General features: G+C 70.2%; 10 protein-coding genes. 1 reads left to right on the top strand and 9 read right to left on the bottom strand.

All coding sequences use genetic code 11. The features are described 5' to 3' along the window. Positions 1-33 precede the first annotated feature (33 nt). The 6 genes from carB to pyrR form a co-directional block, all read right to left on the bottom strand. A complete protein-coding gene (gene carB / locus KWI83_RS07625) occupies positions 34-3342 on the bottom strand; it encodes a carbamoyl-phosphate synthase large subunit (protein WP_218513508.1) in 3309 nt (1102 codons plus the stop codon). Beyond that, positions 3335-4477, bottom strand: a complete 1143-nt coding sequence (carA, locus tag KWI83_RS07620; protein ID WP_218513507.1) for a glutamine-hydrolyzing carbamoyl-phosphate synthase small subunit — start codon at positions 4475-4477, stop codon at positions 3335-3337. Before carA ends, carB begins: the two co-directional genes overlap by 8 nt. Beyond that, complete coding sequence (locus KWI83_RS07615) at positions 4474-5043, bottom strand: hypothetical protein (protein ID WP_218513506.1); 570 nt, start codon at positions 5041-5043, stop codon at positions 4474-4476. Before KWI83_RS07615 ends, carA begins: the two co-directional genes overlap by 4 nt. Then, positions 5040-6326, bottom strand: a complete 1287-nt coding sequence (locus tag KWI83_RS07610; protein WP_218513505.1) for a dihydroorotase — start codon at positions 6324-6326, stop codon at positions 5040-5042. The genes KWI83_RS07615 and KWI83_RS07610 overlap by 4 nt, the downstream gene beginning before the upstream one ends. A 5-nt stretch (positions 6327-6331) precedes the next feature. Beyond that, complete coding sequence (locus KWI83_RS07605) at positions 6332-7309, bottom strand: aspartate carbamoyltransferase catalytic subunit (RefSeq protein WP_141309394.1); 978 nt, start codon at positions 7307-7309, stop codon at positions 6332-6334. A gap of 104 nt (positions 7310-7413) precedes the next feature. Then, the gene (pyrR, locus tag KWI83_RS07600) at positions 7414-7974 is read right to left on the bottom strand and encodes a bifunctional pyr operon transcriptional regulator/uracil phosphoribosyltransferase PyrR (RefSeq protein ID WP_218513504.1); all 561 of its coding nucleotides are present in this window, start codon (positions 7972-7974) and stop codon (positions 7414-7416) included. A 276-nt stretch (positions 7975-8250) separates the two neighbouring features. On the opposite strand from pyrR, the gene bldD reads away from it, so the two are divergent. Further along, entirely contained in the window at positions 8251-8754 is a 504-nt protein-coding gene (gene bldD, locus KWI83_RS07595) for a transcriptional regulator BldD (protein ID WP_004990661.1), read from the top strand. 179 nt (positions 8755-8933) lie between these two features. Here bldD and nusB read toward each other — a convergent pair whose 3' ends face one another. From nusB to KWI83_RS07580, 3 genes are all read right to left on the bottom strand, one after another. Further along, positions 8934-9371, bottom strand: coding sequence for a transcription antitermination factor NusB (gene nusB / locus KWI83_RS07590; protein WP_218513503.1), 438 nt, complete (start codon positions 9369-9371; stop codon positions 8934-8936). 2 nt (positions 9372-9373) lie between these two features. Beyond that, positions 9374-9940, bottom strand: coding sequence for an elongation factor P (gene efp / locus KWI83_RS07585; protein WP_218513502.1), 567 nt, complete (start codon positions 9938-9940; stop codon positions 9374-9376). Positions 9941-10001: 61 nt separating this feature from the next. Continuing rightward, positions 10002-11108 (bottom strand): aminopeptidase P family protein, encoded by a 1107-nt coding sequence (locus tag KWI83_RS07580; RefSeq protein ID WP_218513501.1) that lies wholly within the window; start codon positions 11106-11108, stop codon positions 10002-10004. Positions 11109-11435 lie beyond the last annotated feature (327 nt).

Here is an 11435-nt window from a genome sequence, read left to right as displayed (position 1 = left end):
GGGACACCGTTTCCGGTGTCCCCCTCGGGGCTGCTAGTCGCGGGCCGCGATCAAGAGTTCCGCGTGTTCCTGGAGCGATCGGACGCCCACGTCTCCGTGGTTGAGCGCGTCGATGCCCTGGACTGCGGCGGCGAGCGCCTGGACCGTCGTCAGGCACGGCACGGACCGCGCCACGGCCGCCGTACGGATGTCGTAGCCGTCGAGGCGGCCGCCGGTGCCGTACGGGGTGTTGACGATGAGGTCGACCTCGCCGTCGTGGATGAGCTGGACGATGGTCCGCTCGCCGTTCGGGCCGGTGCCCTCGGACTGCTTGCGCACGACGGTGGCGTGGATGCCGTTGCGCTTGAGCACCTCGGCCGTGCCGGACGTGGCGAGCAGTTCGAAGCCGTGCGCGACCAGCTCCCGGGCCGGGAAGATCATCGAGCGCTTGTCGCGGTTGGCGACCGAGATGAAGGCGCGGCCCTTGGTGGGCAGCGGGCCGTAGGCACCGGCCTGCGACTTGGCGTACGCCGTGCCGAAGACGGAGTCGATGCCCATGACCTCGCCGGTGGAGCGCATCTCCGGGCCGAGGATGGTGTCGACACCGCGGCCGGAGGTGTCCCGGAAGCGGGTCCAGGGCAGTACGGCCTCCTTGACGGAGATCGGCGCGTCCAGTGGCAGCTCACCGCCGTCCCCGCGCGCGGGCAGCAGTCCCTCGGCGCGCAGCTCGGCGATGGTCGCGCCCAGCGAGATCCGGGCGGCGGCCTTGGCCAGCGGCACCGCGGTCGCCTTCGAGGTGAAGGGGACCGTGCGCGAGGCGCGCGGGTTGGCTTCGAGGACGTACAGGATGTCGCCCGCCATCGCGAACTGGATGTTGATCAGGCCGCGGACGCCGACGCCCTTGGCGATCGCCTCCGTCGAGGCGCGCAGGCGCTTGATGTCGAAGCCGCCCAGCGTGATCGGGGGCAGCGCGCACGCCGAGTCGCCGGAGTGGATGCCGGCCTCCTCGATGTGCTCCATGACACCGCCGAGGTACAGCTCCTCACCGTCGTACAGCGCGTCGACGTCGATCTCGATCGCGTCGTCGAGGAAGCGGTCGACCAGCACCGGCCGGGAGGGGCTGATCTCGGTGGACTCGGCGATGTAGGACGACAGCCGGGCCTCGTCGTAGACGATCTCCATGCCGCGGCCGCCGAGGACGTACGACGGCCGGACGAGGACCGGGTAGCCGATCTCGTCGGCGATGGCCTTGGCCTCGGTGAAGGTGGTGGCCGTGCCGTGCTTGGGGGCCGGCAGACCGGCCTCCTTCAGGACCTGGCCGAAGGCGCCGCGGTCCTCGGCGGCGTGGATCGCCTCCGGGGGCGTACCGACGATCGGCACGCCGTTGTCCTTCAGCGCCTGCGCCAGGCCCAGCGGGGTCTGGCCGCCCAGCTGCACCACCACGCCCGCGATCGGCCCGGCCTGCTGCTCGGCGTGCACGATCTCCAGCACGTCCTCCAGCGTGAGCGGCTCGAAGTACAGGCGGTCGGAGGTGTCGTAGTCCGTGGAGACCGTCTCCGGGTTGCAGTTGACCATCACGGTCTCGAACCCGGCGTCGGACAGCGCGAAGGAGGCGTGCACGCAGGAGTAGTCGAACTCGATGCCCTGACCGATGCGGTTGGGGCCGGAGCCCAGGATGATCACCGCGGGCTTCTCGCGCGGGGCGACCTCGCTCTCCTCGTCGTAGGAGGAGTAGAAGTACGGCGTCTTCGCGGCGAACTCGGCGGCGCAGGTGTCGACCGTCTTGTAGACCGGGCGGATGCCGAGCGCGTGCCGCACCTCGCGGACGACGTCCTCGCGCAGGCCGCGGATCTCGCCGATCTGCTGGTCGGAGAAGCCGTGCCGCTTGGCCTCGGCGAGCAGGTCGGCGGTCAGCTCGGGGGCCTCGGTCAGCTCGTCGGCGATCTCCTTGATGAGGAACAGCTGGTCGACGAACCACGGGTCGATCTTCGTCGCCTCGAAGACCTCCTCGGGCGTGGCGCCCGCGCGGATGGCCTGCATGACGGTGTTGATCCGGCCGTCGGTGGGACGCGCGGCCTCCCGCAGCAGCTGGTCCTTGTCGCCCGGCTCGCCCACGAACGTGAACTGGCTGCCCTTCTTCTCCAGCGAGCGCAGCGCCTTCTGGAAGGCCTCGGTGAAGTTGCGGCCGATGGCCATGGCCTCGCCGACCGACTTCATGGTGGTGGTGAGGGTGGAGTCGGCCTGCGGGAACTTCTCGAAGGCGAACCGCGGCGCCTTGACGACGACGTAGTCCAGGGTCGGCTCGAAGGAGGCCGGGGTCTCCTGGGTGATGTCGTTGGGGATCTCGTCGAGGGTGTAGCCGACGGCGAGCTTGGCGGCGATCTTCGCGATCGGGAAGCCGGTCGCCTTGGAGGCGAGGGCCGACGAGCGCGACACGCGCGGGTTCATCTCGATGACGATGACGCGGCCGTCGGCCGGGTTCACCGCGAACTGGATGTTGCAGCCGCCGGTGTCGACGCCGACCTCGCGGATCACGGCGATGCCGATGTCCCGCAGGATCTGGTACTCGCGGTCGGTGAGCGTCATCGCGGGCGCGACGGTGATCGAGTCGCCGGTGTGCACGCCCATCGGGTCGAAGTTCTCGATGGAGCAGACGACCACGACGTTGTCGTTCTTGTCGCGCATCAGCTCAAGCTCGTACTCCTTCCAGCCGAGGATCGACTCCTCCAGGAGCACCTCGGTGGTCGGGGAGAGCGTGAGGCCGGTGCCCGCGATGCGGCGCAGCTCCTCCTCGTCGTGCGCGAAGCCGGAGCCGGCGCCGCCCATGGTGAAGGAGGGACGGACGACGACCGGGTAGCCGCCGAGCTGCTCGACGCCCTTGAGGACGTCGTCCATGGAGTGGCAGATGACCGAGCGGGCGGACTCGCCGTGGCCGATCTTGCGGCGGACCTCCTCCACGACCGCCTTGAACTGCTCGCGGTCCTCCCCCTTGTGGATCGCCTCGGGCCGGGCGCCGATCAGCTCGACGCCGTACTTGTCCAGGACACCGTTCTCGTGCAGCGAGATCGCCGTGTTGAGGGCCGTCTGACCGCCCAGGGTGGGCAGCAGCGCGTCCGGCCGCTCCTTGACGATGATCTTCTCGACGAACTCCGGGGTGATCGGCTCGACGTAGGTCGCGTCGGCGATCTCCGGGTCGGTCATGATCGTCGCCGGGTTGGAATTCACGAGGATGACCCTGAGGCCCTCGGACTTCAGCACGCGGCACGCCTGGGTGCCGGAGTAGTCGAACTCGGCGGCCTGGCCGATGACGATCGGGCCGGAGCCGATGACCAGGACGGACTGGATATCGGTGCGCTTAGGCACGCTGGCCCTCCAAGAGCTTTACGAAGCGGTCGAACAGGTAGGCGGCGTCGTGCGGGCCCGCTGCCGCTTCGGGGTGGTACTGGACGCTGAAGGCCGGCTTGTCGAGGAGCTGGAGGCCCTCCACCACGTTGTCGTTGAGGCAGACGTGGGAGACCTCGGCGCGGCCGTAGGGGGTCTCGGAGACCTGGTCGAGGGGGGCGTCGACGGCGAAGCCGTGGTTGTGCGCGGTGACCTCGACCTTGCCGGTCGTACGGTCCTGCACCGGCTGGTTGATGCCGCGGTGGCCGTACTTCAGCTTGTAGGTGCCGAAGCCGAGGGCGCGGCCCAGGATCTGGTTGCCGAAGCAGATGCCGAACAGCGGCGTGCCGCGCTCCAGGACGCCCTGCATCACGGAGACGGGGTGGTCGGCGGTGGCCGGGTCGCCCGGGCCGTTGGAGAAGAACACGCCGTCCGGGTTGACCGCGTACACATCCTCGACACTCGCCGTGGCGGGCAGCACATGCACCTCGATGCCGCGCTCGGCCATCCGGTGCGGGGTCATGCCCTTGATGCCGAGGTCGACCGCGGCGACGGTGAACTTCTTCTCACCGATCGCGGGGACGACGTACGGCTCGGTGGTGGCGACCTCGGCGGAGAGGTCAGCGCCCTTCATCTCGGGGGCCTGGCGCACCTCGGCGAGCATGGTGCCCTCGTCGGGCAGCGCGTTGCCGGAGAAGATGCCGACGCGCATGGCGCCGCGCTCGCGCAGGTGGCGGGTCAGCGCGCGCGTGTCGATGCCGCTGATGCCGACGACGCCCTGCTTGCGCAGCTCCTCGTCCAGCGACCTCTTGGACCGCCAGTTGGACGGCACGCGCGCGGGGTCGCGTACGACGTAGCCCGCCACCCAGATGCGCTGGGACTCGGGGTCCTCGTCGTTGACGCCGGTGTTGCCGACGTGCGGGGCGGTCATCACAACGACCTGGCGGTGGTACGACGGGTCGGTGAGGGTCTCCTGGTAGCCGGTCATGCCGGTGGAGAACACGGCCTCGCCGAAGGTCTCCCCCACGGCCCCATAGGCACGGCCGCGGAAGATCCGGCCGTCCTCCAGGACGAGTACGGCGGGGACCTTCGTGGTTACCCCTGTGGAGGTCGTCATCGTTCGGCGCCTTCCGTGGTGCTGGTCTTGATCATGGAGTTGATTGCGTCGGCCCATTCGGTGTGCTCGGCCGCGTGGTCGGAGCGGAAGCCGGAGTCGATCAGCCTCTCGCCGTGCGCCCAGGTCACGACGAGCAGTCCGCCCTCGGTGAGGACCTTGCCGGCGATGCCCTTGTCGAGCCGGGCCTCGCGCAGGGCCGCCGCGGGGACGAAGAAGTCGGTCGCGCCGGGGCGTACGACGTCCAGTCCCGCGTCCGTGAGCGTGAGCTCGACCCGGCTGCGGGTGCCCAGGCCGTGCGCCACGATGCGGTCCAGCCACTGACCGGCGGTGGTGGAGCCGTGGTAGCGGCCGGTCATCGTCAGTTTCGCCTCACCCGGCTCGCTCGGCGCGCCGGGCAGCTCCGGGAGGTCGCCCTGGAGGGTGCCGCGCCACTTCCAGCCCTCGCGCATCAGCCAGTAGACGAGCGCGACGAACAGGGCGAGGCCGACGACCCAGCCGACGCGGGCGGCCCAGTCGGTCACTTCCGCCGATTCCTTCTCGGCGGCCAGCAGGATTACAGGTGTCACGTGAGCTTCCCGTCGACGAGCGTGGCCTTGCCCCGGAGCCACGTGTGCGTGACACGGCCCGGCAGCTCACGACCCTCGTAGGGGGTGTTGCGGCTGCGCGAGGCGAAGCCCGCGGGGTCCACGGGCCCACGGTATGCCGTGTCGACGAGGGTGAGGTTGGCGGGCTCACCTGCCGAGACGGGACGTCCGTGCCCCGTGGCCTGCCCGATCCGGGCCGGCGCGAAGGACATGCGGTCCGCCACGTCGGCCCAGTCGAGCAGCCCTGTGTCGACCATCGTCTCCTGGACCACTGACAACGCGGTCTCCAGGCCGACCATCCCCATCGCGGCGGCGGCCCACTCGCAGTCCTTGTCCTCGTGCGGGTGCGGGGCGTGGTCGGTGGCGACGATGTCGATCGTGCCGTCGGCGAGCGCCTCGCGCAGCGCCAGCACGTCCCGCTCGGTGCGCAGCGGCGGGTTCACCTTGTAGACCGGGTTGTACGTCCGCACCAGCTCGTCGGTGAGGAGCAGGTGGTGCGGGGTGACCTCGGCGGTCACCCGGATGCCCCGGGACTTCGCCCAGCGCACGATCTCCACGGACCCGGCGGTCGACAGATGGCAGATGTGCACGCGGGAGCCGACGTGCTCGGCGAGCAGGACGTCCCGGGCGATGATCGACTCCTCGGCCACCGCGGGCCAGCCGCCGAGCCCCAGCTCCGCGGAGACGACGCCCTCGTTCATCTGGGCGCCCTCGGTCAGCCGCGGCTCCTGCGCGTGCTGGGCGACGACCCCGCCGAAGGCCTTCACGTACTCCAGCGCCCGGCGCATGATCACGGCGTCGTCGACGCACTTGCCGTCGTCGGAGAAGACGGTGACCCCGGCCGCCGACTCGTGCATGGCGCCCAGCTCGGCGAGCTTCCTGCCCTCCAGGCCGACGGTGACGGCGCCGATCGGCTGCACATCGCAGTAGCCGTGCTCCTGGCCGAGCCGGTAGACCTGCTCGACGACACCGGCGGTGTCCGCGACCGGGAAGGTGTTGGCCATGGCGAACACGGCGGTGTAGCCGCCGGAGGCGGCCGCGCGCGTGCCGGTGAGCACGGTCTCGGAGTCCTCGCGGCCGGGCTCGCGCAGATGGGTGTGCAGGTCGACCAGGCCCGGGAGGAGCACCTTGCCGCCGGCCTCGACGACCTCGGCGCCCTCGTCCGGCAGGCCGTGGCCCACGGCGGCGATCGTCGAGCCCTCGATCAGCACGTCCTGCGGCTCACCGCCGAGCACCTTCGCACCACGGATCAGGATCTTGCTCATCTGTCTTACTTCTCCTCGGTACGGGTGTTCGTGAGGGCGGGTTCGTTTCCCCCGAGCAGCAGATACAGAACGGCCATCCGGATGGAGACTCCGTTTGCGACCTGCTCGATCGCGGTGCAGCGCTCGGAGTCGGCGACCTGGGCGGTGATCTCCATGCCGCGGACCATCGGGCCGGGGTGCATCACGATGGCGTGCTCGGGCATCTTCGCCATCCGGTCGCCGTCCAGGCCGTAGCGCCGCGAGTACTCGCGCTCGGTCGGGAAGAACGCGGCGTTCATGCGCTCGCGCTGCACGCGCAGCATCATCACCGCGTCGGACTTGGGCAGGGTGCTGTCGAGGTCGTACGACACCTCGCAGGGCCAGGTCCCGATGCCGACCGGCAGCAGGGTGGGCGGGGCGACGAGGGTGACCTCGGCGCCGAGGGTGTGCAGCAGGTCGACGTTGGAGCGGGCGACCCGGCTGTGCAGGACGTCGCCGACGATGGTGACGCGCTTCCCGGCCAGGTCGTGGCCGAGCCCCGCGTCCCGGCCGACGAGGCGGCGGCGCATGGTGAACGCGTCGAGCAGTGCCTGGGTGGGGTGTTGGTGGGTGCCGTCGCCGGCGTTGATGACGGCCGCGTCGATCCAGCCCGAGTTGGCCAGCCGGTACGGTGCGCCGGAGGCGCCGTGCCGGATGACGACCGCGTCGACGCCCATGGCCTCCAAGGTCTGCGCGGTGTCCTTCAGGGACTCGCCCTTGGACACCGACGATCCCTTGGCGGAGAAGTTGATGACGTCCGCGGACAGCCGCTTCTCGGCGGCCTCGAAGGAGATCCGGGTGCGGGTCGAGTCCTCGAAGAAGAGGTTCACCACGGTGCGGCCGCGCAGGGTCGGCAGCTTCTTGATCGGCCGGTCGGCGACCCGGGACATCTCCTCGGCGGTGTCGAGGATCAGGACGGCGTCGTCGCGGGTGAGGTCGGCGGCCGAGATGAGATGGCGCTGCATCTGTCAGGCTCCGTAAGGCAGTTCATTCGGGAGAATTCGGGCAACCGGGCGCGTCCGGGGGCGCGCTGAGCGGGTGCACGGCAGCAGCCGTACGCCTCGGGTTGCTACTGGGCGGTCTGCTTCACACCGAGCAACACGGTGTCGCGACCGTCCTCCTCGGCGAGCTGGACCTTGACCGTCTCCCGCAGCGACGTGGGGAGGTTCTTGCCGACGTAGTCGGCGCGGATGGGCAGTTCGCGGTGGCCGCGGTCGACGAGGACCGCGAGCTGGACCGCGCGCGGGCGCCCGATGTCGTTCAGGGCGTCGAGGGCGGCGCGGATGGTGCGGCCGGAGAAGAGGACGTCGTCGACGAGGACGACGAGCCTGCCGTCGATGCCGTCACCGGGGATGTCGGTGCGGGCCAGCGCACGTGGCGGGTGCATGCGCAGGTCGTCGCGGTACATCGTGATGTCCAGCGAACCGCACGGGACTTTGCGCTCGGTGATCTGTTCGAGCTTGGCGGCGAGCCGCTGGGCGAGGAAGACGCCTCGGGTCGGAATGCCGAGGAGCACCACGTCGTCGGCGCCCTTGGCGCGCTCGACGATCTCGTGGGCGATGCGGGTCAGCACCCGCGCGATGTCGGGCCCTTCGAGCACGGGCCTGGCATCGGACGCTTGCGTGTCCATACGAAACGGACCTCCTTCTCCGCCTCACGGGACGGACCTTAAAGGACGTCGGGATTGCGCCATCCACCGTAGCAGGCCGCGGCGACACACCAGATCACCCCCCTCGGGGCCACTGGATCACCCGCTCGGCGTAGTCGGCCGCCGATACCACGGAAGAGTCGGTGCGGACCATTCGGCTTGACGCAGGAGAGTAACGCTGCGTAACCTCACAGTGAGTTACCAGCCGCGCGGCATGGAACCACTCCAGTCGCGTCGACACAGTGTCCGGGGAGCCATATGTCCAGCGAATACGCCAAACAGCTCGGGGCCAAGCTCCGGGCCATCCGCACCCAGCAGGGCCTTTCCCTCCACGGTGTCGAGGAGAAGTCCCAGGGACGCTGGAAGGCGGTCGTGGTCGGGTCGTACGAGCGCGGCGACCGCGCGGTGACCGTGCAGCGCCTTGCCGAGCTGGCGGATTTCTACGGCGTTCCCGTGCAGGAGCTCCTTCCGGGCACCACTCCGGGCGGCGCCGCCGAGCCGCCGCCGAAGCTGGTCCTGGACCTGGAGCGGCTGGCCACGGTGCCGGCCGAGAAGGCGGGCCCCCTGCAGCGGTATGCGGCGACGATCCAGTCCCAGCGCGGTGACTACAACGGCAAGGTGCTCTCGATCCGCCAGGACGACCTGCGCACCCTCGCCGTCATCTACGACCAGTCGCCCTCGGTCCTCACCGAGCAGCTGATCAGCTGGGGTGTGCTGGACGCGGACGCGCGCCGCGCGGTGGCCTCGCACGAGGAGAGCTGAGCACTCCGCCGCTTCAGCAGAAACGTGCCGCCGGGGTGGCCGGAACTTCACGGTTCCGGCCACCCCGGCGGCTTTCTGAGCGCCTCGGGCGCCGCGGACGTATCCATGGAAGCCCTGGCGAAGCCAGAACGCCGGAGGGCCGCAGCGTGCGTTGCGGCCCTCCGGCGTTCTCGGGTGTCTCAGTCCTCGGTGGTGCGGCGCAGCGAGGGCTTGAGGTCCTTCAGCCGGCCGAGCAGACCGTTGACGAACGACGGCGACTCGTCCGTGGAGAACTCCTTCGCCAGCTGCACCATCTCGTCCAGCACGACGGCGTCCGGTGTCTCGTCGACCCAGATCAGCTCGTACGCGCCGAGACGCAGGATGTTGCGGTCCACGACCGGCATCCGGTCGAGCGTCCAACCGACCGAGTACTGGGAGATCAGCTCGTCGATCCGGGTCGCGTGCTCCGCGTAGCCCTCGACCAGCTGCATCGTGTACTCGCTCACCGGCGGCTGCCGGGTGTCGGTCCGCGAGAGCCGGATCCAGTCCGCGAGGACGGTCAGGACGTCGGCGCCGCGCTGGTCGCCCTCGAAGAGGATCTGGAAGGCGCGCTTGCGGGCCGTGTTACGGGCAGCCACGGTTAGCTGCTCACCCGGCCGAGGTAGTCGCTGGTGCGCGTGTCGACCTTGATCTTCTCACCGGTGGTGATGAAGAGCGGGACCTGGATCTGGTGACCGGTCTCCAGGACGGCGGGCTTGGTGCCACCGGTGGAGCGGTCGCCCTGGACGCCGGGCTCGGTCTCGGCGATGGTCAGCTCGACGGCGGCGGGCAGCTCGACGAAGAGCACCTCGCCCTCGTGCTGGGCGACGGTGGCCTCGAAGCCCTCGACAAGGAAGTTGGCGGCGTCGCCGACGACCTTGCGGTCGATGTGCAGCTGGTCGTAGGTCTCCATGTCCATGAAGACGAAGTAGTCGCCGTCCATGTAGGAGAACTGCATGTCGCGCTTGTCTACGGTGGCCGTCTCGACCTTGACGCCGGCGTTGAAGGTCTTGTCGACGACCTTGCCGGAGAGCACGTTCTTGAGCTTGGTGCGCACGAAGGCCGGGCCCTTGCCGGGCTTGACGTGCTGGAACTCGACGACGGACCAGAGCTGGCCGCCTTCGAGCTTGAGCACCATGCCGTTCTTGAGGTCGTTCGTGGAAGCCACGGTTGCTTCAATCTCCTGGACTTACGTGGACGACCCCGGGGCAGGCGCGACAGCTGCGAGGCTACAGCGCGAGCAGCTCCTTGGTCGTGATGGTGAGTAGCTCGGGTCCGCCGTCCGCCTCGGGGCGTACGACGAGCGTGTCATCGATCCGGACGCCGCCCCGGCCCGGGAGGTGGACCCCCGGTTCGACGGTGACCGGCACGCAAGCGTCCAGTTTACCCATGGCCGTGGGGCCCAGCTGAGGGTCCTCGTCGATTTCCAGTCCCACACCGTGGCCGATGAGCGCCGGCAGGCCCTCTCCGTATCCGGCGGAGTCCAGCACCTGGCGTGCGGCGCGGTCCACGTCACGGTAGGCGGCGCCGGGGGCGAGCATCTCACGGCCGGCCCGCTGGGCGGCGAAGACCAGGTCGTACAGCTCGATCTGCCAGTCCGCGGGGGAGGTGCCGATCACGAAGGTACGGCCGATCTCGCAGCGGTAGCCGCGGTAAGTGGCGCCCAGGCAGACAGAGAGGAAGTCGCCCTCCTCGACGCGGCGGTCGGTGGGGCGGTGGCCTCGTCTGCCGGCGTTCGCGCCGGTGGCGACGGAGGTGGGGAAGGCGGGGCCGTCGGCGCCGTGGTCCACGAGGCGGCGTTCGAGTTCGAGGGCGAGGTGGCGTTCGGTGCGGCCCACGAGGATGGACTCCAGGAGTTCACCGAGGGCCTGGTCGGCGATTTCGGCGCCGATGCGGAGGCAGGAGATCTCCTCCTCGTCCTTGACGACTCTGAGCTGCTCGACCGCGTTGCCGAGGTCGGCGAGGCGGAGGATGGGGGCGACCGAGCCGATGGCTCGGTGGCGGGCGACGGTGAGGTGGTGTTCCTCGACGGCGAGGGAGTCGGCGCCCTGGGCCGTGGCGAGGTCGGCGGCGGCGACCGCGGGGTCGCCGCCGGGGGTGGGGAGGCTGTGCAGACGCAGGGTCTCGTCGGGGCGGCCCTCGGTGGGGCGGTCGTCCGGTGGACCGGCGCAGACCAGCAGGTCCTCGCGCTTGCCCAGCAGCAGTACGGCACCGGAGGGGGCCGCGCCCGCGAGGTAGCGCACGTTGGCGGGCCGGGAGACCAGCGCCGCCGCACTGCCGCCCGCGTTGCAGCGCTCCCGTAGCCGGGTTCGGCGGGTCGCGTACACCTCTGACATGTGCCGAGCGTACGAGGGGTGGGCGAATTGTGCCGGTTGGGAGGGCCGAGTGGGCGTTGCCTCCGGCGGTGGGGCGGAACATGTGAGGCTGAGTTGGCCTCTGGGGGCTTCTGAGGCCGAGTGGGGTGGTGCGTCTTCGTTTTGTCGTGGGTCGGGGTCGCGGTGGGTACGGCCAGCCCGCGCGGGCCTCCGGCGGTGGGGTCGCGCCCTTGCCAACGCGCGAGGACTGGGGTCGCGGTGGTACGGCGAGCCCAAATGGGCCTCCGGCAGTCGAGCCGCGCACCCCAGGTTCGTGGCGGCGTCGGCGTCGCGGTGCTACGGCCAGCC

This window comes from Streptomyces sp. TRM70350 (genome assembly GCF_019219825.1).
Lineage (GTDB): Bacteria > Actinomycetota > Actinomycetes > Streptomycetales > Streptomycetaceae > Streptomyces.
This window is presented reverse-complemented; position numbering and strand designations above follow the sequence as displayed.

Coding starts and splice junctions, on each gene's coding strand:
- carA (WP_218513507.1), bottom strand. CDS start 4,477: ATGACGACCTCCACAGGGGTAACCACGAAGGTCCCCGCCGTACTCGTC.
- KWI83_RS07610 (WP_218513505.1), bottom strand. CDS start 6,326: ATGAGCAAGATCCTGATCCGTGGTGCGAAGGTGCTCGGCGGTGAGCCG.
- KWI83_RS07605 (WP_141309394.1), bottom strand. CDS start 7,309: ATGCAGCGCCATCTCATCTCGGCCGCCGACCTCACCCGCGACGACGCC.
- pyrR (WP_218513504.1), bottom strand. CDS start 7,974: ATGGACACGCAAGCGTCCGATGCCAGGCCCGTGCTCGAAGGGCCCGAC.
- bldD (WP_004990661.1), top strand. CDS start 8,251: ATGTCCAGCGAATACGCCAAACAGCTCGGGGCCAAGCTCCGGGCCATC.
- KWI83_RS07580 (WP_218513501.1), bottom strand. CDS start 11,108: ATGTCAGAGGTGTACGCGACCCGCCGAACCCGGCTACGGGAGCGCTGC.